We start from the raw sequence: 24,259 nt of genomic DNA, 5'->3' as shown, positions 1-24,259 counted from the left end.
GCTAGTCGTCGCTCTGTCGGGGGACGTTCCGTCCCGGCGAGACCGGCGTCGAGTCGACGACCGCCGACTTCCACGTCCCGCGGGAGAGCCACGCGAGGGCGGCGATCGCGCCGACGATGTCCCCGAGCGCGACGGCCGTCCAGACGCCCGTCGGCCCCCAGCCCAGCGGGAACGCGAGCAGGTACGTCGCCGGGAGGCGGACGACCCACAGCGCCAGCAGCGAGAGCGCCAGCGCGGTCGTGGTGTTGCCCGCGCCGCGGAACGTCCCCATCGCGACCTGAAACACGCCGAAGAACACGAACGCGACGCTGGCGATCCGGAGGTACGTCGCGGCGTAGTCGATCGTCGCGACGGCGCCCGCCGTCGTCGCGGGGAGGAACAGGGCGACGATCGGCTCCGGGACGGCGGCGACGAGTATCGCGACCACTGAGAGCACGGCGACGACCAGCCCCGTCCCGAGCTTGACGGCCCGGGTCGCGCGCTCGGGCTCGGCGGCGCCGAGGTTCTGGCCGACCGCGGTGTCCATCGCTTGTGAGAGCCCCATGGCGGGCAGTGTGACGACCGAGATGAGGCGGTTCCCGAGGCCGTATGCCGCGACGACCGCCGGTGGGAACGTCGCGACCATCGCGGTGGCGGCGACCATCGCGAGCGCGGTGCCGGACTGCTCCAGCGCGGTCGGGACGCCAAGCTCGACGATCTGGCGGACCGGCCCCGGCTTCGGGATCAGGTCCCGCGGCTCGATCGTGGGGCCGAGGCCGGTGCCGAACAGCACGTACAGCCCGGCGACCGTCGCGATCCCGCGGGAGGTGACGGTCGCGATCGCGGCGCCCTCGACGCCCAGCGCCGGGAACACCCACCAACCGAAGATCAGGAACGGGTCGAGCGCGACGTTAACGGCGACGGAGAGGATCATCACCACCAGCGGCGTGCGCGTGTCGCCAGTGCCGCGCATCAGCGCCGAGAACACGAAGAAGCCGAACAGGGCGGGCGAGCCGAGAAAGAACACCCGCATGTACTCGGCGGCGTGGGGGACGATCCGCTCGGCAGTCACGGGGTCGGCCGGTAGCAGCGCGAGCAGCGGCCCCGTCGCGAGGAAGCCGATCGCCCCGACGACGACCGAGACGATGCCGACGAAGCCGAGGGTCTGGCCCGCGATCCGGCCGGCCGCGCGGTCGCCGCCCGCGCCGGTGTGCTGGGCGACGAGGATCGCGCCCGCGGCGGTGAACCCGCCGCCGATCGAGATCACGAGGAAGACGAGCGGAAAGGCGAGGCTGAGCGCGCCGACGGCGTCGGCGGAGAGCCGCCCCAGCCAGATCGTGTCGACGAGGTTGTAGGCAACCTGGAGGAGCTGGATCGCCACCAGCGGCCACGCCAGCCGGACCAGCGGCCGGAGCAGCGGGCCCCGCGTGAGCGAGGAGCGTTCGACGTGGGGGGCGGAGGTCATACGTATCGAAGGTCGCCGGGGCTCTTGAAGACGCGCAACAGTGGGTAGCACGGTACATCCGCCGGTGTCGGTTTCGGGGGTCGGCGTCGAACCGCCCCCGTTTATTCCGTTGGATGGCGAACGGGCGACCATGACCATCGGCTTCATCGGCGGATCGGGCATCTACGAGGCGCTCCCGCTGCACAACACCCGCGAAGTGACGGTCCAGACGCCGTACGGCTCGCCGTCGTCGGCGGTCACCATCGGCGAGTTCGGGGAGACTGGTCGGGAGGTCGCGTTCCTCCCGCGGCACGGCCCGGACCACCAGCACTCGCCGACGAACCTCCCCTACCGCGCGAACATCTACGCGCTGAAGCAGGTCGGCGTGACCCACGTGCTCGCGACCAACGCGGTCGGCAGCCTGCGCGAGGATCTCCCGCCGCGGACGCTCGTCGTCCCGGACCAGATCTACGACCGCACCAAACACCGCGATCTCTCCTTCTTCGGCGACGGGATCGTGGTCCACCAGCCGTTCGCGCAGCCGTACTGCCCCGAGATGGTCGACCATCTCTCGAACGCGGCCGAGGCCGTCGACACCGACGCCAGCGTCGAGGAAGGCGGCACGTACGTCTGCATTGAGGGGCCGCAGTACTCCACCAAGGCCGAGTCGGAGTTCTACCGCGATCAGGGGTGGGACGTCGTCGGGATGACCGCGATCCCGGAGGCCAAACTGGCCCGCGAGGCCGAGATGTGCTACGCGACGCTCGCCGGCGTGACGGACTACGACGTCTGGAAGGAGGACCACGAAGTCACGCTGCAGGAGGTGCTGGAGAACGCTGAGGCCAACGAGGAAGCGATCAAGGCCGCGATCGAGGAGGCGATCCGGACGTTCCCGGAGGGCCACGAGTGCGACTGCCACAGTTCGCTCGAAGGGACGATCAACACGCCGACGGAGGCGATCCCGGAGGAGACCCGCGAGCGCGTGGACCTGTTCGTCGGGGAGTATCTGGACGACTGAGCCGGTTTTTCGGTTTTGGCTCGTTTTTTCTCGGGGAGATTGGTTCGACGGTGACGGCAGTATGTTTCACCGGTGAGGGGACTGGCTCGACCGTTGGTGACTGCGACAGCAACAGCAGCTCGTTCGTAGACCACTTGTGACCGCAGGGTGCCGGGCACAAGGCCCGGCACAGCACCGAATCCCCACCCCTCCCCCCGCGGCCGGCGACGGTTGCCGTCATCAGAAATCGGAGATTTCTGATTGGCTAACGGGAGCTTCGCTCCCGTGAACGGCCGCGAGGCGTCCACCGCTACCGCACCGCAGTCGCTGTCGGCGCGAAGCGCGAGCGGCTCCGTCCGCGAGCCGAGCGCGAGGGACGACTGACCGAGTGAAACGAGGGAAGGAGTCGGCTGGGGAGGTTCGTGGGCTGTGCGGGGCGGTGCGGTCGCAAGTGGCCCTGCTCACTCCGCGGTCGTGGTCGCAGTCGAAACGACGAGCGGCGGGATGCTGTCTACTCCCACCAAGACGAAGAAGAAATCCGCCGCCGAGGAAGTTCCCTAATCGTCGTCGACGTCCACGTCGGCCTTCGCGTGGCGCTCCTGTGCGCGCTCGATGAACTCCTCGGGGAGCTCGTCGATCTCGCCGGCCTGCACGCCCCAGAGGTGGGCGTACAGCCCGTCCTCCGAGATGAGCTCCTCGTGGGTGCCGCGCTCGGCGATCTGCCCGTCCTCCAGCACGAGGATCTGGTCGGCGTCCTTGATCGTCGAGAGCCGGTGGGCGATCGCGAACGTGGTGCGGTCCTCGGTCAGCTTGTCGATGGAGCGCTGGATCAACATCTCCGTCTCCGTGTCCACGTCCGAGGTCGCCTCGTCGAGGATCAGGATCTCGGGATCCTTCAGCATCGCGCGGGCGATGGAGAGCCGCTGGCGCTGCCCGCCCGAGAGCTTCACGCCGCGCTCGCCGATCTCCGTCTCGTACCCCTCGGGGAGGTTCATGATGAACTCGTGGGCCTCGGCGGCCTTTGCGGCCTCGACGACCTCCTCGTGGGAGGCGCCGAACGTGCCGTACTCGATGTTGTCCGACACCGTCCCGTAGAACATGAACGTGTCCTGCGAGACGTACCCCAGCTTCTTCCGGAGCGAGGGGATCGTCACGTCGCGGATGTCCTGATGGTCGATCTCGATCGACCCCTCGTCGACGTCGTACATCCGTAGCAGGAGCTTGAGCACCGTCGACTTCCCGGCGCCGGTGGGACCGACCAGCGCGAGGGTATCGCCGCCCTCAACCTCGAAGTTGACGTCCTCGACGATGGTCTCCTCGTCGTAGCCGAAGCTCACGTCGTCGTACTCGACGTGACCGTCCGTGACCTCGAGCGCCTCGGCGTCGGGATCCTCGACGATCCGGGAGGGCGTGTCCATCAGCCCGAACAGGCGGGCGCTGGAGGCCCGGGCCCGCTGGTACATGTTGATGATGGAGCCGAACTGCGCCATCGGCCAGATGAACCGCTGCGTGTAGAGGATAAAGGTCGTGAACACGCCGGGGCTGAGCGTCTCCTGCCCGCCGGTGATCCACAGCGGCGCCTCGCCGAGCACCCAGAGGCCGCCGACGGCGAAGGTGATGATGAAGCCGATGCCGGCGATGACCCGCAGCGCGGGGAAGAAGAGGATCCGCGTCTCGATGGCGTCCCAGTTGGCGTCGTAGTAGTCCTGGGAGACGTCGTCGACGCGCTCGGACTCGAAGCTCTCGGTGTTGAACGTCTTGATGACCTTGATGCCGCCGAGGTTGTTCTCGAGTCGGCTGTTGAGGTGGCCGACCGTCTTGCGCACGGTGGCGTACTTGGGCTGGATGATGTCGATAAACTTCCAGGTGATGAGGGCGATGATCGGCACCGGCAGCAGCGCCACCAGCGCGAGGCGGGGGTTCAGCCAGACCATGATCCCCGCGATGCCCAGCACCATCACCGAGAGCCGGAACAGCGAGTTCATCCCCTCGTTGAGGAACCGTTCGAGGCGGTTCACGTCGTTCGAGAGGATGGACATCATCTCGCCGGTCTGCTTCTCGGCGAAGAAATCCATGTTCAGCCGCTGCATCTTGTCGTACGTGTCGGTACGGACGCTGTGCTGGATCGTCTGGGCGAAGGAGTTCCAGCCGTAGTTTCGGACCCAGTGGAACGCCGACCCGCCGAAGAAGGAGACGCCCAGCAGCGTGATGGCGAACCAGAACTGCGGCATCGTCTCGGTGGGGATGACGCTCTGTGGGACCAGCGGGAGGGAGAACTGTTCGGGGCCGAAGATCGCGTCGATGGCGATCCCCAGCAGCAGCGGGGGGAGGAGATCGAGCACCCGGGCGGCGACGCTCCCGGAGAAGCCGATGCCGAAGTACCGGGCGTTGGGGAGCCCGTACTCCTCGAACAGCCGCCGCATCGGGTTATCCGTCTTCTGACGGATATCCTCGAAGGGATCGTCCTCGTCGGAGGGATGTGACATTGTTCACCGCGACGCAATGGCCCTCAAAAGGTCTTACGAATCGAAACACTCGAACGGCCGGGCGAACCGGCCGAAAACGCCGGTATCGATCGAGCGGGAGGAAGCAAAAAGTAGCTTCGGGAGGTGTGCTCCGTGAGACCGTGGCTCAAAGGGAACGGCTCTCGACGCTCGGGTCGACGCCGGCGGCGTCGAGGTCCTCGCGGATCCGCGCGCGAAGGGGATCGGGAACCGTGTCGCGGCCGACGGGGACCGCGGTCTCGCCGTCGCCTTTGACTCGCCAGTAGAGTACGCAGTCGCTGGGGGCGTAGTACTCGACGCTGTAGCGGTCGCCGTCGCCGCGGTAGTGGACGCGGGCGGCGAACTCCTCGGCGGTCCACCCCTCGCGGTCGGCCAGCGCGTCGACGGCGTCGCTCACGCGTCGGCCTCCGTGGTCGGGACGGCGGTTCGGTTCTCCTCGGGGATCACGACGCGGTCGCCGACATCGATCCCGTGCTCGGTGGTGTACTCGTAGGGAATCTCGACGACGTACTTCCCGTACCCCTCGTAGGTGGGGCTGTCCTCGCCCGCCGGGGGGAGCTCGGCGTGGTGGATCGTCGTGATCGTCCCGTTCTCGGCGACGAACACCATGTCGATGGGGAACGCCATGTCCCGCATCACGTAGCCGTGAGTCGCTTCACGGGGATGGACGAACAGCATCCCCTCGTCGGGGCCGAGGGACTCGTGGTCGCTCAGGCCGGTGTAGCGCTCGTCCCACGTGTCCGAGACGTTCACCGAGACGGTCGCGAGCGTGGTGTCGTTCTCGGCGTCGACGAACGTGACGGTGGTTCGCTCGGTGTCGTCGAGGACGACGTACGCACCGACGCCGACGACGGCGGCGAGCACGAGGAGAACTGCGAGCAGGGAGCGGTTCCGCACGGGTACGACGTGGGGTTACGGGGTGCTAAGCGTTGCGCCGAAGAGCGAAATGGTTATTCGCGCGGCTCCGGTGTGTTCGCGTGCGGGCTCGTGGTCTAGTGGTTATGACGCTTCCCTTACAAGGAAGAGGCCGGTGGTTCAAATCCGCCCGAGCCCACTTCCGACGCCGCAACTGCGAGGAGCGAAGCGACGAGCCTGCGGCGTCTGAATGGCGTCGAAGGATTTGAACCCAGAGGACGAGCGGAGCGAAGTCCTCGTGGTTCCAAATCCGCCCGAGCCCACTCCTTCTGTGCGAACGAAGTGAGCACGAAGTAGTGACAGCGAGGGGGTTTAAACCAGCGAGCGAACGGGAGCGGCCGTGGTTCCAAACCCGCCCGCGCCCGTCCCGATCGCTCACGACGGCTTCAGCTGCAGCGACGAGCAGGAGTGTCGGATCACCTGCGCTACCCGTACTGCTACAGTGAGAAACACGAGGAGACCCGTGACCAGCAGCGCGATCCCGAGAGCCGGGGCGAGCGATCGGTAGAGAACCCAGCCGGTCCCCGCGTTGGTGGCGGCCAAGAGACAGGGGTAGACGACTCGCAGATGGTTCATCCGGTGTACGTTCACAGTTGCGCGAGTACGTATTATAAGCTATCTAAGGTCAAAGAGCGGCTTGTGTCTGTGAACGCGTTTCGGTGCGCGAAGCGGTCCCCGACTCGTTCGGGCGGCGCCCAGCCCTCGATCCGCCAACGTCACCGCCCAACAGACCTATTGGTAGGGGGAATCTCCCCCGAGTGAGGCAACTCGGCCGAGTAGGAACCACCAATGAACGGGAAACACGTCGCGATCGCGGCGCTGGTCGTCGTGATCGCGCTGGGAGGGGTCGCCGCCGCGCTGGTGACCGGGTTCGGCCCGGCGCCCGGCGGCGACGAGGGGAGCGCAGGACCGTCGACGCCGTACGAGAACACGGTCGTCGTCGAGGACACCGAAGCGAGCGGCAGCGACGGCAGCGGCGACGACGGCGGTGACGGCGGCGCAGCCGCCACGGAGGCGCCGGATCCGTTCACCTTCGTGATCGAAGAGATCACCGAGTGCGGCCGGACGTGCCGGGACGTCAACGGCACGATCACCAATCAGCAGGACCACACCGCCGAAGACGTGACGATCCGGTCGGAGATCTACACCGGCGGCGACATGATCTGGAGCGGGAGCTCAGACGCCGGCGACCTCGCGTCGGGCGAGTCGTACAGCGACCAGAAACGCGTCGGTCTCAGCTACTCCGAGGCGTACAAAGTCCAGCAGAACGACGGGAAGATCGTGATCAGAACGTACGTCGAGACCGCCGACGGGACGTACGTGTTCAAGCAGACGCGCACCGTCGCCTGATCGTCGCCGGCTCGCGGTTTTTCGAAATCCTTAATGCCGGATCGGGCGTTCGTCAGACTGCGCCGCCTTAGCTCAGATTGGGAGAGCACTCGACTGAAGATCGAGCTGTCCCCCGTTCAAATCGGGGAGGCGGCATATTCTGAGTCCGCACAGCGAAGCGAGCACGTCTCACGGAGTTCAGATCCGGAAGCCGACGTTTTCCGACTAACTGGAGTTCCCACCTGCGAACTCGGAGAGGCTCGTACCGACGCGGAACGCGATCGGTTCGTCGGTCTCCGATGAGCCGAGCGCGGCGGCGAGCATCTGCTCCTCGGGATCGTCGATGGCCACCGTCTGGCTCGCGCTGGACGTCCCCGCTATCTCGGTATCTGTCAGTTCGAGAGTTACCTCGTACGCTCCTGCCTCCCCCCACACGTCGTCGTACGTCGCGGTCGAGTTGCCGTCCTCCGACTCCGAGGAAGCGAGGTCGAAAGTTGTATCGAGCGCCGTCTCGCCGGCGGGATCGGTGACGACGATCGAGCCTTCGACGCGCCGGTCGGTCTCGTTGAACACGTTGACCTGTTCGAGTAGTTGGTTCCCGACGAACTCCGCCATCGCCGAACAGCCGGCCGTCGCCGTCAGGACCGCCGTTCCGGTCGCCGCGAGAAACGCTCGTCTGGAGGGCGACCCGCCGTCGTGAGAGCTCTGGAACGTCATTGTCGAGGTGATCGAACCATCGCCGGGGGGAGGAATAAACGGGGGTCCAGTGTTTCTCGGAGAGAAACAGGGAGAGCCGCCGTCGACGCCCGCCGGTCCGAATACCGGGAGAACTTTTTGTCGAGCGCCGAACCGATAACGACGATGCCCTCCACACGCAGACGCCTGCTCGCTGCTGTCGGCACGGGCAGCGCGACGGTTCTCGCCGGCTGTGCCGGCCAACTCCCCGGAACCGGGCCGCGGCGCGTCGACGCCGTCGAGACCGGCGACGAGCGCGAACTCGTCTGGCAGTACCCCGCCGCCGACGTCGAGGATCACGACGACGGGATCGGCTACACGTCGGTGACGTTCGACGGCGAGCGGTCGTCCGAGCAGAGTCCCCCGCCGCTCGCGTTCGAGGTGAACACGACCGTCGGCGGCATCGCCGCGACCGAGACGTACACCGATTACGAGGCCGATCAGGCGCTGTTCCGGGTTGGCCCGCCGAGCGAGTACGAGGCCAGCCACCAGTACCGGATGTGGGTCCAACCGCCGCCCTGGCCCGAGCTCCGGGTACGCTACGAGAGCCGCGCCGGCCGGCGCGAACTCGTCGTCGAACTGCCCGAGATCGACTCCGGCGGCACGATCACGCTTCCGGTCGTGTTCGATCCGGTCGACGCGGTTCCGGACCTGTTCCACTGCTCGTTCACGGTCGAAGCGTCCGAGCCCGGCCCGTTTGGCGAGACCGTCCGCACCAGCGGCCGCGGAACGATCGACGTTGCGGGGGCACGGGCGTCGTGATCCCCACCGACGCGGCGCCGGCAGCGGACTGCTCGCCGACTGACTCTCCCCCTACCGAACAGTGATATCCCACGACCACACCACGACGTGTAGCACAGCCGAGAATCGACAGCTCGCGTACTCGGAGTACGGCGACCCCGACGGCATCCCGGTGCTCTTCCTCCACGGAACGCCCGGCTCGGGCCGGCTCGGCGAACTGTTCGACGGCGACGCCCGGAAACGGGGTATCCACCTCGTCGCTCCTGACCGCCCGGGGTACGGGCGCTCCGAGCCGTGGCCCGATCGCTCCGTCGCGGACGCCGGAACGTATCTCGCCGACGTCCTCGACGACGCCGGCGTCGAGTCGGCGGGCGTGATCGGGTTCTCGGGCGGCGGCGCACACGCGCTGGCACTCGCAGCGACCCGGTCCGACCGCGTCGAGAGCGTCGACCTCGTCGCCGGAACCACCCCGCCGAGCGTGGCCGCGGAGACGCCGACCCCACAGCGCGTACTCTCCGGGCTGGCGGGGGCGACGCCGCGGCTGCTCGGCGGCCTGTTCCGCGCGCAGGCGTGGCTCGCCGCGCGGCGTGACCCGTCGTTCGTGCTCGCACAGTACACCGACGACCCCGAATCGGTTCCGGAGCGTGTCGGGGAGGTAGTGAAAGAGGACTTCCTCGACGCGCTCGCCGACTCACGATCGGGCGCCGTCACCGAGTTCGAGAACACTGCGGCGGCGTGGGGAATCGCCCTCGACGACGTTCGCGCGGACGTTCGTGTCCGACACGGCGACGAGGACGCCAACGTCCCGCTCGTGAACGCCCGGGGGCTCCACGATCGGCTCCCCTCAGCTGAACTCCACGTTCTCGACGGGGCCGACCACCTCGGAACGCTGTTGGGAGCGACGCCGGACGCCCTGACCGTTCACGCGGAGGAGGCGTAGCGACGTTCACACCCCGCCGTCGCGGGCCGAGCGACGAGAGAGCGCCGCGATCCCACCGCTCTCGTGGGGGAACGCTCTTGCTGCCGGCGGCCGAGTCGGGAACGATGAGCGACTCAGACAGCGGGCGAACGCTGCGGACGGTAATGGGCCTGCTCTACGTCGTCGCGGGCGTGAGCCACTTCCTCGCGCCGCGGGCGTTCGAACGGGTGGTGCCGCCACAGTTCCCGCGGCCGAGGGCGCTGGTGCACCTCTCCGGCATCGCGGAGGTGGTCCTCGGTGCCGGCGTCCTGTTCGAGCGGAGTCGCCGCGTCTCGGCGTGGGGGATCGTCGCACTCCTGATCGCCGTGTTCCCGGCAAACGTCTACACCGTTACCGACGACGTGGCGCCCGAACTCGTGCCCGATCGGTTCGACGACGCGGTACGGGCCGCAGCAGTGCTTCGACTGCCGTTTCAGGCCGTGCTGGTGGCCTGGGCGTGGCTGTACACCCGGCCGGAGCAGGACGACTGAGCCCGGTAGCTCTTTGCCGCCGCCACGACCACCCCCGAGTATGCCCGAGTACGGCCCCTACCGCCACCTCGATGCCGTCGTCGACGACGGCCTCGCGACGCTCACGATCGACCGGCCGGCGACCCACAACGCGCTGAACACCGCCGTCATGCACGACCTCGACCGGGCGTTCGCCGAGATCGAGGGCGACCGCTCGGTCGACGCGGTGGTGATCGAGGGCGCTGGCGAGGACGCGTTCTCCGCCGGCGCCGACCTCGCGGAGTACGCCGGGCCGACCGCCGAGCACGACCCGACACAGCGCGAGCGACAGGCACGATTTCACGAGATATTTCGAGCCCCCCACGACTGTCACGCACCGGTGATCGCGAAGATCGACGGCTTCTGCGTCGGCGGCGGGTTGGTGCTCGCGCTGTACTGCGACCTCCGGATCGCGAGCGAGGACTCGACGTTCGGGCTCCCGACCGCCGCGGTCGGGCTGCTGCCCACCGGCGGCGCGACCCGACGACTGGTCGACACTGTGGGCGAGTCGACCGCGAAGGAGTTGGTGTTCACCGCCGAGCGCATCGACGCCGACCGCGCCCGGGAGGCCGGGCTCCTGACCGACGTCGTCCCGGCAGAATCGCTGGACGAGCGCGTGGCCGAACTCGTGGCGTCGATGGGCGAGGTTGGAACAGCGGCGAGAGAACGGGCGAAACGGGCGATCAACGCCGCCGTCGCGGCGCCGGACCCTGCGACCGCACGGGAGCGCGAGGCGTCGCTGTGGTGGGAACAGTTCGAGAGTGCAGAACGCCGGGAACGCGTCGCGTCGTTCCTCGACGGGTAGCTCAGTTCTCGTCGTCGGTCTCCTCGTCCGACTCGTCAGCTTCTTCCTCAGTAGGTTCCTCTTCGTCTGCCTCGTCGGTCTCCTCCTCGGCGGATTCCTCGTCGTCCGATTCGTCGGCTTCGGCAGCCTCGTCGCCGTCAACAGCGGATTCCTCGTCGTCCGCCTCCTCAGCATTCTCCTCGGCAGAGTCCTCCGCGTCCGACTCGTCCGCTTCCGCTGCCCCGTCGTCGTCAGCAGCGTCGTCCCCCGCTTCCTCGTCAGCGTCCTCTTCGGCAGCCTCCTCGTCGTCCGATTCGTCGGCTTCCGCTTCTTCGGCCTCAGCAGCAGCGTCCTCCTCGTCTGCCTCGTCCGCACCGTCCTCGGTAGCGTCCTCATCAGTCTGCTCGGCCTCGGCAGCCGCCGCTTCCTCCGCGCTGTCGGCTTCGGTGTCGCCGCCCGCTTCCGCCACGGGGCCGGCGCCGCGGACGACGCTCTCGCTCGGGGACGGGTCCTCCTCGCCGGTGTCCGTCTCGGCGTACAGCAGGTACAGCACCGGCACGATCAGCAGGACGAGGAACGCGATGCCAGCGACGTAGGTGAGTATGGGGTCGACCATGCCTCTCCTTTTCCCCGGGGGGACTGTATGTGCTACGGCTTCCGTTGGGACGCTGTAACGACACGTATCCGCGGGACCGTCGGCCATTTGTCCGTCCGCAGCCAACGGTCGATGTGAGCGTGACCACTCTCCACCGCCCCGCCCACCGCGACGCGCTGGCGGCGCTGTCGGCGGCGTTCGACCGCGGGGAGCTGGTCACCGTGTTCGGGCGCTGTACCGTGGAGTACGACGGGCGCGCGAGCTCTTCGCTCGGCCCGGGCGACCGCCTGCTGATCCTCAAGCCCGACGGGACGGCGCTGGTCCACACCGACGAGCAGCGGACGCCGGTGAACTGGCAGCCCCCGGGGTCGGAGCACCGCGCGGCTGTCCGGGACGGCCGCCTGCGCGTGCGCAGTGAGCGCGAGAACCCCGACGAGACGCTCGACGTGCGCTTCGACCGCGTCGAGCAGGTGTCGGCGCTCCCGGTCACCGGCGGCCGGACCGTCGACGTGTACGGCAGCGAGGAGGACCTCCGCCAGCGAATCCTCGAAAACCCCGAACTCGTGGAGCCGGGGTTCGAGCCCGCGGCCACCGAGCGGGAGACCGCCGCCGGCCCCGTCGACGTGTTCGGTCACGACGACGAGGGGCGGCCCGTGGTCGTCGAGCTGAAGCGCCGACGCGTCGGCCCGGACGCCGCGGGCCAACTCGGCCGCTACGTCGAGGCGCTGGCGCGAGAGGTGCCCGACGGCGTCGACGTTCGCGGGATCCTCGTCGCCCCCTCGGTGACCGACCGTGCCCGGGAGCTGCTGGCCGAGAAGGGACTCGCACACGTCGCCGTCGAGCCGCCGGCGGGGGGCTCGGCTGCGGCAGCCGGAGAGCCGTCGTCGGCAACCGAGGACGACGAGCGCTGACTCGGGGACGCATCGAAGGGTTTAATCGCCGGCTGGGCCTCAGAACAGCCAAGTAGCCATGTCTGACAAGCCCGCCTCCATGTACCGGGAGATCGACAAGCCGTCGTACACCCGGCGAGAGTACATCACCGGTATTCCCGGCTCGAAGATCGCCCAGCACAACATGGGCGACCTGCAGGCAGATCCCGACGACTACCCCGTCAAGATCTCCCTGCGCCCCGAGGAGACGCTGCAGATCCGCCACGGCTCCCTCGAGTCCGCGCGGCTCTCGGCCAACCGCCACCTGATCAAGGAGCTCGGCGAGGGCAACTACAAGATGGTGCTGCGGAAGTTCCCCCACCAGGTGCTCCGCGAGAACAAGCAGGCGACCGGCGCCGGCGCCGACCGTGTCTCCGACGGGATGCGGCAGGCGTTCGGGAAGCCGGTCGGCACCGCCGCCCGCATCAACCAGGGCGAGGACATCTTCACGGCCTACTGCGAGGTCGAGCAGGCCGAGGAAGTGAAGGAGGCGTTCCGTCGCGCCTACAACAAGATGTCGCCGCCCTGCCGCATCGTCGTCGAGCGCGGTGAGGACCTACTCGTCCGGTAACCCTTCTCGCGGCTACCCGCCGTTCTCCGTTTCCCCCAGCGGCACGGTCAGCGTCCGGTCGCTGGCGAACAGTACGAACAACGCGAACAGGGCGTACAGCGCCGGCTCGTTCGTCAGGACGCCGAAGACGCCGAGGACGCCCAGCACGCCCAGTCTGCTGACGGGGATTTTCATACGTGTATGTTTGTTGTCAGTACTCAAAAGCCGTCGGTCAGTTCCCGGAGCGTGAGAAGCCGTCGGGGGCGAGCGTAGCGCCCTTCTTCCCTCCGCTCGAAACCGCTCGCATGCCCTACCAGCGTCTCGCCCGACGGCTGGCTGACGATCCCGCCCCCGCGGTGAGCACGCTCTCCGACGGGAGCATCGACCGCTACTGTCGGCTCTCGGCGGGCGCGCTCGACCCCGTCGAGCGACGGCGGACGTTCGTCCGCGAGGTCGAGAGCGCCGGCCGGAAGGGGTTCGGGCTCGACCCCGAGTCGATCCAGCCCGGTGGCCAGTCGGTCAACGCTGCCCAGCAGGCCCACGCAGTCGGCGCCGACGCGACCTGCTACGGCCACCTCGACGACCCCGAACCGGGCCGGGACGCCTTCGCCGACCTCCCGTTCGACACCGTCTCGATGGGGCGGCCGGCGATCGTGAACGTGCTCGACTTCGACGACAGCGACCTGCTGCTCGTGGAGGCGTCGTCGGACCTCTCGGCGTGGACGCTCGACGACCTCCGAGCAGCCGCGCCGCTGTCGTCGGTGTTCGGCACGGACGCGGTCGTCTGCACGAACTGGGTGTCGACGCCGGGGATGGCCGAGGCGTTCCACGAGCTCGGCAACGAGTCGATTCCGCGCGTCCCGTTCGTGTTCGACCCCGGCGACGTGCTGGGGAGCGATCTCGGCGATCACCGCGAACTCCGAGAGGCGCTCCGTGCACTCGGGAGAAGCGTCGACGTCGTGCTCTCGGTGAACCGAACCGAGCTCCACGCGGTCGCCGCCGCGCTCCCCGACCCGCCGGCGCCGCCGGTCGACGACGAGGATCGCGTGCTCGCGATCCGCGAAGCGGTCGACGCCGCCGCGGTAGTGAAACACGGAAAGGAGGAGGCGCTTGCCGCGACGAGGGAGGGGGTCGTCCGCGTCGACAACCCCGTCGTCGAGGACCGGCGACAGATCGGCGGCGGCGACCGCTTCGCCGGCGGGCTGGCGGTCGGACTCGGCGCCGACTGGGGGTGGTCGACTGCGCTGGCCTGCGGGAACGCGTGTGCGAGCCACTACGTCGCGACCGGCGACACCGCGTCTGCGACAGTTCTCCGGGGGTGGCTCGACGAGCGCGGGATCGCTTAGTCGAGCTGTGCGGTCGCGTCGCGGAGCAGGCCGTCGAGGATCTCCGGCGTCGTCGGGTGGAACGCCCGGTCGGGGATCTCCCGGGCATCGAGTCCCATCTCCACGATCACCTGCATCGGCTTGGCCATCACGTCGGCGTGGTAGTGCAGCCCCTGGTAGCCGACGACCGTCCCGTCGCGGGCGACCACCAGTTCGGCGAGTCCGCGCGGCGCGTCTTTCGTTTTGAACACGCCGTCGTCGGCTGCCAAGCGCCGGGTGACGATCGGATCGTCGAGCGCCTCGCGGGCGGTCTCGGCGGTGTGGCCCACCCTGGCGTAGGGGTAGACGCCCGCGGCCGTGAACATGACGCGATGGGGCGTGAACTCGAACGGTTCCAGCACCTCGCCGCGGGCGTGGGCGAGCACGTTCTCGGCGGCCAGCTGCGCCTGCTCCTTCGCGATGTGGAGCAGCGGCTCCTTCCCGTTCACGTCGCCCGGGAAGAACAGCGCCTCCGCGTCGACGGCCTGCATCGTGTCCGCGACGAACCCGGGCTCGGCGTCGATCCCCGCGCTCTCCAGCCCGAGTCCGTCGACGTTCGGCCGGCGGCCGGTGAACAGGAACAGCTCCTCGGCCTCGACCACGCGCTCGCCGGTCTCGTTCTCACAGGTGAGCCGGACACCGCCGTCATCGGTCGGTTCGAGTCGTTTCTCGTCCGTGTTCGTCAGGACGTCGACGCCGAACTCCTCGCGGTAGCACTCCAGTATCTCGTCGCCGAAGGCGGGCGGCGCGTCCTCGAGCGGGCGCGCGTCGTGCTCGATCACGGTCAGGTCGACGCCCGCCTCCGCGAGGTAGGGGACCATCTCCAACCCGATGTAGCCGAAACCCATCACCACCCCGGAGTCCGGGAGGTCGGTCGCGTCGAGCACGTCCGCCGAGTCCATGTAGTCCACGTCGTCGATACCGGGGAGGTCGGGGACGTCCACCGTGCTCCCGGTACAGACCGCGACGTAGTCGGCATCGAGCGTCTGCGTCGGGGTCGTCTCGGGGCCGCCCTCGTACAGTTCCACGCGGTCGGCGCCGTCGAGGCGGGCAGTCGCGTGGACGAACTCCACGCCCGGCCGCTCGGCGAGGTCGTGGACGTGCCCGCAGCGGTGTTCGGCGAAGCCGAGGACGTGCTCGTCCTTGGTGCCGACGATCGAGTCGAGATCCATCTCGTGGGCGGGGCCGTCGAGGCGGTGGTCCGTGCGGGCCTGATAGCGGTGGGCCGCCGCCGAGAGTACCTCCTTCGAGGGCATACAACCCCGGAGGATGCAGAGCCCGCCGCCGGGCTCGCCGTCGTCGACGAGCGTGAGACGGTCGATCTCCTCGCCGACGCGGTCGACGAGCCCGTCGGCGACGGCGACGCCGGCGCTGCCGTAGGCACCGATGATGACGACGTGCATACGCCCCGCGACGGGTGTCGGGGTAAAAGAGCTACTCCCCTACTCCGTCAGCGGGAGGACGATTCCGAACAGGATCGGGCTGAGGACGAACGCCAGCAGCCCGACCCCGGCAATGATGAGGAACAGCGTCTCTTCCCACGCGGGGACCGACACGTAGTTTTCCGCGGCGTAGCCGCCGATCTCGCCCACGAACATGAGGACGAGGCCGAGCAGGACGCCGCGTTTCACGAACGACGGGTAGTCGATGGATCCGTACCTGCCCATCTCGGGTCAGCTGTGGGCGCGTCTCGACATACGTCTTTCGAGGACGTCACGTATATCTCTCCCACCGCATGCTCCGTGGCATGGCTTCCGGCATCGCGGAGATGGTGAGATCGGCACGCTGCTGGCCTACGCGGCGCTGTCGGGGGTACTGACCTACGCCAGCGTGCTCTCCGAGCAGTCGGCGGTCGAAACGTTCGTCGGCGGCGCGACACCGCTTGCGGTCTGGTTTCTGGTTCTCGGTGCGGCGGCGATCCACGACGGCGTCGTGCTGGTGGGCCGGGAGCTGTTCGCGGCGCGGCTGCTGGCGCTGGTGAGCTGGGTTACTGCGTCTCCATCTCGCGTTCGAGCTCGCGCAGACGCTCGACACGGTTCTCCGTGGTCGGGTGGGTGCGGAACAGCTTGCCGACGAACCCGGACTTGATCGGGATGACGAAGAAGGCGTTCATCTCCGCGCTCTCCCGTAAGTCCTCGTCGGGCACGCGGTCCATGCTGCCGTCGATCGTCATCAGCGCCGACGCCAGCGCCGAGGGCTTGCCCGTGATCGCCGCGCCGCCGCGGTCGGCGGCGAACTCGCGGTAGCGCGAGAGCAGCCGGATCAGCAGGAACGAGAGCACCCAGACGGCGAAGGAGGCGACGACCGCGACGAGGACGGGCGCGCCGCCCTCGCGGTCGCCGCCACCGCCGAACAGGAAGCCGAACCGGACGACCATGAACGCCAGCGTCGAGAGGAACGAGGCGATGGTCATCACCATCACGTCGCGGTTCTTGACGTGGGCGAGTTCGTGGGCCAGCACGCCCTCTAGCTCCTCGTCGTCGAGCGTCCGCAGCAGCCCCCGGGTCACGCAGACGGTCGCACTCTTCTTCGATCGCCCGGCCGCGAACGCGTTGGGGATCTCCGTGTCCGCGACGGCGACGGTCGGCTTGGGCAGGTCGGCCTGCTGGCAGAGGCGCTCGATCGTCGCGTGGAGCTCGGGATACTCCTCGCGGTCGACCTCGCGGGCGCCCATGCTCCGCAGCGCGAGCTTGTCACTGAAGAGGAACTGGCCGGCCATGAACAGCCCCATCACGACCACGATGCCGGTCATCCCGAGATCCGTCAGCGAGAGCGCAGCGATGAAGACAACGTAGAGGAGGCCGAGCAGCAGCATGGTGCCGGCCATGCGCGCCCGGAGCCCCCAGTCCGCTTTCCACTCCATACCGGTGAATGAACGTTCGGGCGCTTAAACCTCTCCTTGGCGGCCCGCGAGCCGAACCCCTATACGCCCGCCGCCGGAGTCCCACCTATGCGACTCGCACGGATCGAGACCGACGACGGCGTGGTGGCGGGCGAGTACGTCGACGGCGCGGTCGAGCGCGACGGGGAGCGCTTCGTGGTCGGCGAGGACGGGGAGCTCGCGCCGCCGTGTGACCCCTCCGCTATCTACTGCATCGGCCGGAACTACGCGGAGACGCTCGACCAGAAGGGGTACGAGCGCCCCGAGCAGCCGACGTTCTTCATCAAGCCGCCGGCGTCGGTCGTCGCCCACGAAGAACCGATCCCGTACCCGACCTTTTCGCAGGAGGTGACCTACGCGGGCGAACTCGCGGCCGTGATCGGCGAGCGCTGCCACGATCTGACGCCAGATGAGGCCGAAGGGGTGGTTCGGGGGTTCACGATCATGAACGACGTGGACGCGCTGGACCAGCCCGGGCTCACCTCCCGGAAGGCGTTCGACGGCTCCGGGCCGCTGGGGCCGTGGATCGAGACGGACGTGGACCCGCGGGGGATCGACATGTACACCGAGATCGACGGCGAGCGCCGGCAGGAAGCGAACACGGAGCTGATGCTGTGGGGGCCGTACGAGCTGCTCTCGTTCCTCTCGGAGCGGTTCACGTTCCGCCCCGGCGACGTGGTGGCGTTCGGGAGTCCCGGGAACCCGGGGACGATCGAGCCGGGAAGCGAGGTGGAGATCTGGTACGAGGGAATCGGGACGCTGCGGAACTCGGTGGAGTAGTCGGGATCGGTGGGTGAGTTGCGGTTGGTGGTTTTGAGGGGAACGGGGGTTCGGTACTCGGCTACCGAGACAGCAACTCGATCGTTGGCAACTGAAACAGCAACCGCAACAGCAACTCGATCGTTGGCACCTTGCGACCGCAGTGCGCCGGACACGAGGTCCGGCGCGGCACCGAGTCCCCACCCCTCCCCCGCGGGCCGGCGGCCGCTGCCGGCCCGCGGCGTCCACCGCCACCGCACCGCTGTGGCGGTCGGCGCGCGACGTGAGCGCGACGGCGCGAACGAGCGCGCGAGGTCCTCGCGAGTGAAACGAGCGAGGGCACGAGGGAGCTTTGCTCCCTCGGAGGACGAACGAGCGAACGGACGTGAGCGACCGAGTCGGCTGGGGAGGTCTGTGGGCTGTGCGGGGCGGTGCGGTCACAAGGTGCCAACGATCGAGCTGCTGTCGCCGTCGCTGTTCATGGTGCGCCGTCGCTATTCGCGGTGCCGACTTAACCCCTCACAGAATCGACGCACACCATCCCCAAACACACAGCGCGGTCCTTATCAGTCCGAACCGACGATTCAGCAGTAATGAGTAAGTCCGGCGAGTTCTGCCCTCGCTGCGGCGACGACGTGCCCGAGCGCCCCGAACCGCTCCCCGGGGAGCCGCGGGACCGCGACGCCGCACTCTGTGACGCCTGCTACTTCGAGCAGTTCGACCTCGTCGACGCCCCCGACCGCATCGAAGTGCTCGTCTGCTCGCGCTGTGGCGCGGTCCACCGCGGCAACCGCTGGGTCGACGTGGGGGCGAAAGACTACACCGACGTGGCCGTCGACGAGGTCGCCGAAGCCCTCGGGGTCCACCTCAAGGCCGAACAGGTCCAGTGGGGCGTCGACCCCGAACAGGTCGACCAGAACACGATCCGCATGCACTGCACGTTCTCGGGGATCGTCCGCGACACGCCCGTCGAGGAGCAGGTCGTCGTCCCCGTCAAGGTCTCCCGCGGGACCTGCGAGCGCTGTGGCCGCATCTCGGGCGGCTCCTACGCCGGCGAGGTGCAGGTCCGCGCCGAGGAGCGCGTCCCCACCAGCGACGAACGGGAGCGCGCCATGGAGATCGCCAACGAGATGGTCCGGGAACGCGAGGCCGACGGCGACCGCGAGGCGTTCGTCACCGAGGCCAAGGAGGTGAAAGACGGCGCCGACATCAAGCTCTCGACCAACAAGCTCGGCCGCGCGCTCTCGAAACGGCTCGTCGAGGAGTTCGGCGGCGAGTTCGAGGAGTACGCCACCCTCGTCACCGAGGACTCCGACGGCAACGAGGTGTACCGCGTCACGTTCTCGGTCCGCCTGCCCCGCTACCGGCCGGGCGAGATCATCGACCCCGAGGACGGCGACGGGCCGGTGCTCGTCACCTCCGTCCGCGGGAACCTCAAGGGGACCAGACTCGCCTCCGGCGAGCGCTACGAGGCCCGCTTCGACGAGGGCGCAGCCCCCGACGCGCGCCGGCTGGGCGAGCGCGAGGACGCCGTCGAGACGACCGTCGTCGCCGTCGAGGACGAGCACGCGGTGCAGGTGCTCGACCCCGAGACGTTCGAGACGGTGAGCATCCCGCGACCGAACTTCTTCGACACCGACGCCGACGAGGTGGCCGTGCTGAAGTCCCGCTCGGGACTGCACATGGTGCCCGAGGACGACACCGAGTCGACTGAAAGCGCCTGATTGCCGCCGACGCGGAACTTTAAGCCGCTGGAACGATCCTCTCCGGTATGGACTGGAAGCAGCTGCTCGCGATCACGATGGTCGTGCTGATGCTCGGCTCCTCGATGGCGTACGCGCTGGCGCTCTAAGGCCGGTACTCCACGTTCACTGCGTCGTACACCCACGAGAGGAGCGGCCGGCTCGTCCCGTCGGGGCGTTCGACCGCGACCGCGCCCCAGCGATCGTACTCGTAGCGCCGCCAGTCGCGCCCCTCGCTGTTCGTGCGGACCGTGATCGACTCCAGCCACCCGGACTCGGCGTCGACGGCGACGGTGACGTTGCCGTCGAAAGACTCGGGCGGCGCCGACGCGTTCTCCGAGGTGCCGAGCAGCCGGCTCGCCACGGTGTCGTTGTCGGTCCGAAGCCGGATCGTGCCGTTAGACTCCGAGACGGTCGTCTCAGCGGCGTCGCTCGCGAGCGTCGCCGCCAGATCACCGCGGTCGAGGCGGTCCACACCCCGCCAGAGGATCAGCGCGCGGGAGACGGTGCGGTCGGGGTTCTCGGGGAACTCGGTGAACGTCGCACTGACCTCGTCGGCGTAGGTGTCCGGCCCGGTCGCGAAGTACCCCTCGCCGGCGTCGGTCGCGTACTCGCGGTCGGTGTTCTCGACGAGGTAGCGGATGTACACACAGCCACCGGCGCGGCGCGTGACGTTCTCGCGATCACAGGGGACGATCCAGTCCATCCGATAGTCGTTGGTGCCTGTCGCGTTCAGCGCGTCCAGCGCGACCTGCTCCGGCGGCGCGTCGGTGTCGACGGTCTGTGGCTCCGGCGTCGAGTAGAACGGGTCGGCGATCCCGACGGCGCCCATGAGCAGCACGGTCAGGACGGCGGCGATCGCCATCTGCCGGAAGATACCCTCGCCGAAGCGGGCCCGGAGGGCGTCGGTGAGGCGGCTCACGAGTCACCCCGTACGCGGCTAGTGCGACTGCTCATCCGTCCCCCCATACGTCCCGACTGGTGCGACTGCTCATCCGTCCCCCCATACGTCCGACAGCGGATGGTTCTCACGCTTCTCGGCCTCGGCCTCGGTCTTGTTCGCCGGCGAGTCGCTCCCGGTCCCGGACGACGCCGACGACGATCGCGAGGACGAACTGGACGCGGTTCCAGTCGAACCGCCGGACTGCCGTCGATCACTCCGGTCCGAACTCCCGGTCGAACCCACGCTCGGGCTGGCGTCGACGCCCGCGAGCGCGGCGGCGGGGTCGGCCGCGGGAAGATCCGGCCGGGAGATGCGGTCGACCTGATCCTGGAACCAGCCGGGGATGTCCGTGCTCGCACGGTCGAACAACTCCAGCAGCGAGTCGTCGGCGAGGTAGGTGGTGCCGTAGTCCTCCGGCGAGCGTACGACGCGCCCGCAGGCCTGAATCACCGTTCTGAGGGCGGCGCGGTAGTACCACGCCCACTGCCCCTCCTCGAGGCGCTGCTCCACTCTGGAGTCGTTGGTGTTGAGGTACGGCGCCTTACAGAGCACCTGCCAGCGACAGAGGTCGTCCTCCAGATTGAGCGCCTCCTCCATCTTGACCGAGAGGAACAGTTCGGGCTCGTCGCTGGCCTTCCACGCTTCGAGTTGGGCGTCGCGGTTCTCCCGGTCGTGGACGCGCACGCGGCCGGCGACGCCGAGTTCGGCGAGTCGGTCGGCGAGTCGCTCCTGGATCGCGTAGGAGTGGCAGTGGATCAGCCCCTTCTCCCCTGCGTGTTTCGCCATCAGCCGGACGATCAGGTCGGCGATCTTCGGCAGCGTCTCGTCGCGGTGCTCGTACGTCATCTTCCCCTGTGTCACGTCGTACAGCGGGCGGTTCTCGACGGGGAACGTGTGGCCCACCTCCACCAGTGCGACTTTCTCGGGGTCGAGGCCGACGCCGCGGCAGAACGCCTCCTTGTTCAGCATCGTCGCCGACAGCAGCGCGAACTTCGAGCCGCGGTCCCAGACGGTGTGCTGGAGGTACTTCGCGGGATCGAGCGGCTTGATCGTGATCGACCCGCCGGCGCCGTCGGGCTGGTCGACCACCCACGTCGTCGGCGACTGGGCGTCGCGGTAGTCTTCGGCGAAGTAAGAAAGTTCGCTGATGAGCTCCTGCAGTCGGTCCCGGCGGGCGGCCTCCTCGGGCGTGAGCTCGGGCTTCGCGAGCAGTTGGTCCTTCTCGGCCTCGCAGCGTTCGAGCAGTTGTTCCGAGAAGCGAACCGCGCCCTCGACGGGGTCGCCCGTCGCGGCGGTTACGTCCGGCACGTCCACGTCGTCCCAGACCGGCACCCGACGGGGTGTGAGTTCGATGGCAGCGTACATCTCGGCCCACTCCGCGAGCCCGTGAGCCTCGTCGACGACGCAAACGTCGCGCATCCGGAACACGTCGCTGCCGGCGGTCTGCATGAAGTACGCCAGCGTCATCGCCGCGATCGGTTGGTTGCTCGCGATCGCACGGTCCGAGAAGTACGGGCAGCGGTGCCGGACCGTGCAGTCAAAGCCCTTCTTCCGGACGCAGGGGGCCTGATCGACCGGCGTGTCGTGCTCGCCGGGGAGGATGCAGTCGTAGTTGTTCTTGCCGCGGATCACCCGGAAGTCCTCGAGTAAGTCGTCGGCCTCCACGTCGTCGAGCTGGCTGACCTGCGGCGTGGTGTAGTAGGCGCCGGTGGGCTGGGCCGGGTCGGCCTCCTCGACGGTCCGGGCAGCGCCCATGATCGACCGGGCGAGGAGGGACTTGCCGCTGCCCGTCGGCGCGCGCACGAGCACCACGTCGTTCCCGGCCGCAAAGGCGTCGCGGATGTCCGAAAGCGCCTGCTCCTGATTGCCGCGGAAGGAGGGCGCGGGGAACGAGTCGGGGATGCGAGCGGGCTCCACTCTGTGTAGTGGTACGCGGTCGGGCGGATCAATGTAGCGAACGTGGACCGCGGCCGTGTCGAGGGGCCGGCAGCCCCGTGCCGATGGCCGGCGAGAACCGCACCCGGAACAGCGTTCAGCCGATCCCGTCGAGCCGTCGGCGGGGATCGCGGAGCCAAAAGAGACATTAGTCAGTGATACAACTGAGTAATCAATGGCGCGAACCCAGCTTCAACGGGCCCGCGACGGCGAACTGACGGCCGCGATGGAACGAGTGGCCGAGCGCGAGAACCGCGATCCCGAGTTCGTCCGCCAACAGGTCGCCGACGGGCAGGCGGTGATCCCGAACAACCACGATCACGAATCGCTCGATCCGATGATCATCGGCCGGGAGTTCGCCACGAAGGTCAACGCGAACATCGGCAACAGCGAGGAGACGAGCGGGCTGGAGGGAGAACTGGAGAAGCTCCATACGGCGGTTCACTACGGGGCGGACACGGTGATGGACCTCTCGACCGGGACGAACCTCGACGAGATCCGCGAGGCGAACGTGGAGCACTCGCCCGTCCCCGTGGGAACGGTCCCGATCTACGAGGCGGTTAAACACGTCGACGATCCGACTGAACTCACGCCAGAGCTGCTGCTCGACGTGATCGAGAAGCAGGCGGCACAGGGCGTCGACTACATGACGATCCACGCCGGCGTACTGATGGAGCACCTCCCGCTGACGGACGGCCGGAAGACGGGGATCGTCTCGCGGGGTGGGTCCATCCTCGCGCAGTGGATCGAAGAGAACGGGCTGCAGAACCCCCTGTACGTGGACTTCGAGGAGATCTGCGAGATATTTGCCGAGCACGACGTGACGTTCTCGCTCGGCGACGGGCTCCGGCCCGGGTCGCTGGCCGACGCCGGCGACGAGGCGCAGTTCGCGGAGCTCGAGACGCTGGGCGAGCTCACGCGGACCGCGTGGGACCACGGCGTGCAGGTGATGGTCGAGGGGCCGGGGCACGTCCCGATGGATCAGGTGGCCCAGAACGTCGACCGCCAACAGGAGCTCTGTGACGGCGCCCCCTTCTACGTGCTCGGGCCACTCGTCACCGACATCGCGCCGGGGTACGACCACATCACGAGCGCCATCGGCGCGACCGAGGCGGCACGGGCCGGCGCCGCGATGCTGTGTTACGTCACGCCCAAGGAGCATCTGGGCCTCCCGGAGCAGGAAGACGTTCGGGAAGGGTTGGCCGCCTACCGGATCGCCGCTCACGCGGGCGACGTAGCCAACGGCCTTCCGGGGGCCCGGGACTGGGACGACGCGCTCTCGGAAGCACGCTACGAGTTCGACTGGCGCCGGCAGTTCGATCTCGCACTGGACCCCGCTCGTGCCCGATCGTACCACGACCAGACTCTCCCTGGAGACAACTACAAGGAGGCACGGTTCTGCTCGATGTGCGGCGTCGAGTTCTGCTCGATGCGGATCGACCAGGACGCCCGCGATGCCGACGGGGAGATGACCGAGATCGACGACACGACCGATCTCGACGGCTCGCCGGCCGCGGAGGCGAACCTCCCGCCAGTCGGGAGTCACGACACGAGCGGTGTCCCCGAGGAGATCGAAATCGACGGCGTCACGTTCACCCCGGCGGCGTCACACACCGACGACTGAGTCGGAGCGGCCGTTCGGACTGGCCCGACAGCAGAACGGAGC

The 24,259-nt window shown here is 68.4% G+C and carries 24 protein-coding genes and 2 tRNA genes; 14 read left to right on the top strand and 12 right to left on the bottom strand.

Annotated features, from left to right (window positions below):
• Nucleotide 1: 1 nt before the first annotated feature.
• Nucleotides 2-1,444 carry an MATE family efflux transporter gene (locus BN1959_RS02425; RefSeq protein ID WP_053947127.1) on the bottom strand — a complete coding sequence of 481 codons (1,443 nt, stop codon included), beginning with the start codon at nt 1,442-1,444 and terminating at the stop codon, nt 2-4.
• Between the two features lie 130 nt (nt 1,445-1,574).
• Between BN1959_RS02425 and mtnP the strand changes: the two genes are divergently transcribed.
• Nucleotides 1,575-2,441, top strand: a complete 867-nt coding sequence (gene mtnP / locus BN1959_RS02420; RefSeq protein WP_053947126.1) for an S-methyl-5'-thioadenosine phosphorylase — start codon at nt 1,575-1,577, stop codon at nt 2,439-2,441.
• A gap of 536 nt (nt 2,442-2,977) precedes the next feature.
• On the opposite strand, the gene BN1959_RS02415 is transcribed toward mtnP, so the two are convergent.
• From BN1959_RS02415 to BN1959_RS02405, 3 genes are all read right to left on the bottom strand, one after another.
• Complete coding sequence (locus tag BN1959_RS02415) at nt 2,978-4,906, bottom strand: ABC transporter ATP-binding protein (protein ID WP_053947125.1); 1,929 nt, start codon at nt 4,904-4,906, stop codon at nt 2,978-2,980.
• Nucleotides 4,907-5,051: 145 nt separating this feature from the next.
• Nucleotides 5,052-5,321, bottom strand: coding sequence for a DUF7538 family protein (locus tag BN1959_RS02410; protein ID WP_053947124.1), 270 nt, complete (start codon nt 5,319-5,321; stop codon nt 5,052-5,054).
• On the bottom strand, nt 5,318-5,821 hold the full coding sequence (locus tag BN1959_RS02405; RefSeq protein ID WP_053947123.1) for a DUF192 domain-containing protein: 504 nt from the start codon (nt 5,819-5,821) through the stop codon (nt 5,318-5,320). The genes BN1959_RS02410 and BN1959_RS02405 overlap by 4 nt, the downstream gene beginning before the upstream one ends.
• An 84-nt stretch (nt 5,822-5,905) precedes the next feature.
• Here BN1959_RS02405 and BN1959_RS02400 point away from each other — a divergent pair.
• The 3 genes from BN1959_RS02400 (at nt 5,906) to BN1959_RS02385 (ending at nt 7,324) form a co-directional block, all read left to right on the top strand.
• A tRNA-Val gene (locus BN1959_RS02400) sits at nt 5,906-5,978 on the top strand.
• Between the two features lie 650 nt (nt 5,979-6,628).
• Complete coding sequence (locus BN1959_RS02390; protein WP_053947121.1) at nt 6,629-7,189, top strand: hypothetical protein; 561 nt, start codon at nt 6,629-6,631, stop codon at nt 7,187-7,189.
• A gap of 61 nt (nt 7,190-7,250) precedes the next feature.
• Nucleotides 7,251-7,324: transfer RNA gene (locus BN1959_RS02385), tRNA-Phe, on the top strand.
• Between the two features lie 69 nt (nt 7,325-7,393).
• Here the strand turns inward: BN1959_RS02385 and BN1959_RS02380 are convergent.
• The gene (locus BN1959_RS02380) at nt 7,394-7,885 is read right to left on the bottom strand and encodes a hypothetical protein (RefSeq protein ID WP_053947120.1); all 492 of its coding nucleotides are present in this window, start codon (nt 7,883-7,885) and stop codon (nt 7,394-7,396) included.
• Nucleotides 7,886-8,029: 144 nt separating this feature from the next.
• Here BN1959_RS02380 and BN1959_RS15195 point away from each other — a divergent pair, with 144 nt between their 5' ends.
• The 4 genes from BN1959_RS15195 to BN1959_RS02360 all read left to right on the top strand — a co-directional run bounded on the left by BN1959_RS15195 (nt 8,030) and on the right by BN1959_RS02360 (nt 10,916).
• Entirely contained in the window at nt 8,030-8,665 is a 636-nt protein-coding gene (locus tag BN1959_RS15195) for a hypothetical protein (protein ID WP_053947119.1), read from the top strand.
• 61 nt (nt 8,666-8,726) lie between these two features.
• Nucleotides 8,727-9,584, top strand: coding sequence for an alpha/beta fold hydrolase (locus BN1959_RS02370; RefSeq protein WP_053947118.1), 858 nt, complete (start codon nt 8,727-8,729; stop codon nt 9,582-9,584).
• A 104-nt stretch (nt 9,585-9,688) separates the two neighbouring features.
• A complete protein-coding gene (locus tag BN1959_RS02365) occupies nt 9,689-10,093 on the top strand; it encodes a DoxX family protein (RefSeq protein WP_053947117.1) in 405 nt (134 codons plus the stop codon).
• A 40-nt stretch (nt 10,094-10,133) separates the two neighbouring features.
• Nucleotides 10,134-10,916, top strand: coding sequence for an enoyl-CoA hydratase/isomerase family protein (locus BN1959_RS02360; RefSeq protein ID WP_053947116.1), 783 nt, complete (start codon nt 10,134-10,136; stop codon nt 10,914-10,916).
• Between the two features lies 1 nt (nt 10,917).
• Here BN1959_RS02360 and BN1959_RS02355 read toward each other — a convergent pair whose 3' ends face one another.
• The gene (locus tag BN1959_RS02355) at nt 10,918-11,511 is read right to left on the bottom strand and encodes a hypothetical protein (RefSeq protein ID WP_053947115.1); all 594 of its coding nucleotides are present in this window, start codon (nt 11,509-11,511) and stop codon (nt 10,918-10,920) included.
• A gap of 113 nt (nt 11,512-11,624) precedes the next feature.
• Here BN1959_RS02355 and nucS point away from each other — a divergent pair, with 113 nt between their 5' ends.
• Together nucS and BN1959_RS02345 are read left to right on the top strand one after the other, a co-directional pair.
• Entirely contained in the window at nt 11,625-12,401 is a 777-nt protein-coding gene (nucS, locus tag BN1959_RS02350) for an endonuclease NucS (RefSeq protein WP_053947114.1), read from the top strand.
• A gap of 58 nt (nt 12,402-12,459) precedes the next feature.
• On the top strand, nt 12,460-12,990 hold the full coding sequence (locus tag BN1959_RS02345) for a 50S ribosomal protein L16 (RefSeq protein WP_053947113.1): 531 nt from the start codon (nt 12,460-12,462) through the stop codon (nt 12,988-12,990).
• 12 nt (nt 12,991-13,002) lie between these two features.
• On the opposite strand, the gene BN1959_RS14610 is transcribed toward BN1959_RS02345, so the two are convergent.
• Nucleotides 13,003-13,164 carry a hypothetical protein gene (locus BN1959_RS14610; protein WP_154018209.1) on the bottom strand — a complete coding sequence of 54 codons (162 nt, stop codon included), beginning with the start codon at nt 13,162-13,164 and terminating at the stop codon, nt 13,003-13,005.
• Nucleotides 13,165-13,274: 110 nt separating this feature from the next.
• On the opposite strand from BN1959_RS14610, the gene BN1959_RS02340 reads away from it, so the two are divergent.
• Complete coding sequence (locus tag BN1959_RS02340; protein ID WP_053947112.1) at nt 13,275-14,315, top strand: PfkB family carbohydrate kinase; 1,041 nt, start codon at nt 13,275-13,277, stop codon at nt 14,313-14,315.
• Here the strand turns inward: BN1959_RS02340 and BN1959_RS02335 are convergent.
• From BN1959_RS02335 to htpX, 3 genes are all read right to left on the bottom strand, one after another.
• Complete coding sequence (locus tag BN1959_RS02335) at nt 14,312-15,736, bottom strand: dihydrolipoyl dehydrogenase family protein (protein WP_053947111.1); 1,425 nt, start codon at nt 15,734-15,736, stop codon at nt 14,312-14,314. The genes BN1959_RS02340 and BN1959_RS02335 overlap by 4 nt on opposite strands.
• 39 nt (nt 15,737-15,775) lie before the next feature.
• Complete coding sequence (locus BN1959_RS02330; RefSeq protein ID WP_053947110.1) at nt 15,776-16,000, bottom strand: DUF7860 family protein; 225 nt, start codon at nt 15,998-16,000, stop codon at nt 15,776-15,778.
• Between the two features lie 320 nt (nt 16,001-16,320).
• Nucleotides 16,321-17,196 carry a zinc metalloprotease HtpX gene (gene htpX, locus BN1959_RS02325; protein ID WP_053947109.1) on the bottom strand — a complete coding sequence of 292 codons (876 nt, stop codon included), beginning with the start codon at nt 17,194-17,196 and terminating at the stop codon, nt 16,321-16,323.
• 87 nt (nt 17,197-17,283) lie between these two features.
• On the opposite strand from htpX, the gene BN1959_RS02320 reads away from it, so the two are divergent.
• On the top strand, nt 17,284-17,994 hold the full coding sequence (locus BN1959_RS02320; protein ID WP_053947108.1) for a fumarylacetoacetate hydrolase family protein: 711 nt from the start codon (nt 17,284-17,286) through the stop codon (nt 17,992-17,994).
• A 572-nt stretch (nt 17,995-18,566) separates the two neighbouring features.
• A complete protein-coding gene (locus BN1959_RS02315) occupies nt 18,567-19,697 on the top strand; it encodes a 60S ribosomal export protein NMD3 (RefSeq protein ID WP_053947107.1) in 1,131 nt (376 codons plus the stop codon).
• Nucleotides 19,698-19,821: 124 nt separating this feature from the next.
• On the opposite strand, the gene BN1959_RS02310 is transcribed toward BN1959_RS02315, so the two are convergent.
• Nucleotides 19,822-20,637 (bottom strand): hypothetical protein, encoded by an 816-nt coding sequence (locus BN1959_RS02310; protein WP_053947106.1) that lies wholly within the window; start codon nt 20,635-20,637, stop codon nt 19,822-19,824.
• 69 nt (nt 20,638-20,706) lie between these two features.
• Entirely contained in the window at nt 20,707-22,575 is a 1,869-nt protein-coding gene (locus tag BN1959_RS02305) for an ATP-dependent DNA helicase (protein ID WP_053947105.1), read from the bottom strand.
• Nucleotides 22,576-22,768: 193 nt separating this feature from the next.
• Between BN1959_RS02305 and thiC the strand changes: the two genes are divergently transcribed.
• Nucleotides 22,769-24,217, top strand: coding sequence for a phosphomethylpyrimidine synthase ThiC (gene thiC, locus BN1959_RS02300; RefSeq protein WP_079978583.1), 1,449 nt, complete (start codon nt 22,769-22,771; stop codon nt 24,215-24,217).
• The last annotated feature ends 42 nt before the right edge of the window (nt 24,218-24,259 follow it).

Origin of the sequence: Halolamina sediminis (genome assembly GCF_001282785.1) — an archaeon.
GTDB classification, from domain to species: domain Archaea; phylum Halobacteriota; class Halobacteria; order Halobacteriales; family Haloferacaceae; genus Halolamina; species Halolamina sediminis.
Note: the sequence above shows the minus strand (reverse complement) of the source record. Positions and strands in the feature narration are given on the sequence as shown.

Coding starts and splice junctions, on each gene's coding strand:
- BN1959_RS02415 (WP_053947125.1), bottom strand. CDS start 4,906: ATGTCACATCCCTCCGACGAGGACGATCCCTTCGAGGATATCCGTCAG.
- BN1959_RS02340 (WP_053947112.1), top strand. CDS start 13,275: ATGCCCTACCAGCGTCTCGCCCGACGGCTGGCTGACGATCCCGCCCCC.
- mtnP (WP_053947126.1), top strand. CDS start 1,575: ATGACCATCGGCTTCATCGGCGGATCGGGCATCTACGAGGCGCTCCCG.
- BN1959_RS02425 (WP_053947127.1), bottom strand. CDS start 1,444: ATGACCTCCGCCCCCCACGTCGAACGCTCCTCGCTCACGCGGGGCCCG.
- BN1959_RS02330 (WP_053947110.1), bottom strand. CDS start 16,000: ATGGGCAGGTACGGATCCATCGACTACCCGTCGTTCGTGAAACGCGGC.
- BN1959_RS02380 (WP_053947120.1), bottom strand. CDS start 7,885: ATGACGTTCCAGAGCTCTCACGACGGCGGGTCGCCCTCCAGACGAGCG.
- thiC (WP_079978583.1), top strand. CDS start 22,769: ATGGCGCGAACCCAGCTTCAACGGGCCCGCGACGGCGAACTGACGGCC.
- BN1959_RS14610 (WP_154018209.1), bottom strand. CDS start 13,164: ATGAAAATCCCCGTCAGCAGACTGGGCGTGCTGGGCGTCCTCGGCGTC.
- BN1959_RS02360 (WP_053947116.1), top strand. CDS start 10,134: ATGCCCGAGTACGGCCCCTACCGCCACCTCGATGCCGTCGTCGACGAC.
- BN1959_RS02365 (WP_053947117.1), top strand. CDS start 9,689: ATGAGCGACTCAGACAGCGGGCGAACGCTGCGGACGGTAATGGGCCTG.
- BN1959_RS02335 (WP_053947111.1), bottom strand. CDS start 15,736: ATGCACGTCGTCATCATCGGTGCCTACGGCAGCGCCGGCGTCGCCGTC.
- BN1959_RS02345 (WP_053947113.1), top strand. CDS start 12,460: ATGTCTGACAAGCCCGCCTCCATGTACCGGGAGATCGACAAGCCGTCG.
- BN1959_RS02355 (WP_053947115.1), bottom strand. CDS start 11,511: ATGGTCGACCCCATACTCACCTACGTCGCTGGCATCGCGTTCCTCGTC.
- BN1959_RS15195 (WP_053947119.1), top strand. CDS start 8,030: ATGCCCTCCACACGCAGACGCCTGCTCGCTGCTGTCGGCACGGGCAGC.
- htpX (WP_053947109.1), bottom strand. CDS start 17,196: ATGGAGTGGAAAGCGGACTGGGGGCTCCGGGCGCGCATGGCCGGCACC.
- BN1959_RS02390 (WP_053947121.1), top strand. CDS start 6,629: ATGAACGGGAAACACGTCGCGATCGCGGCGCTGGTCGTCGTGATCGCG.
- BN1959_RS02315 (WP_053947107.1), top strand. CDS start 18,567: ATGAGTAAGTCCGGCGAGTTCTGCCCTCGCTGCGGCGACGACGTGCCC.
- BN1959_RS02320 (WP_053947108.1), top strand. CDS start 17,284: ATGCGACTCGCACGGATCGAGACCGACGACGGCGTGGTGGCGGGCGAG.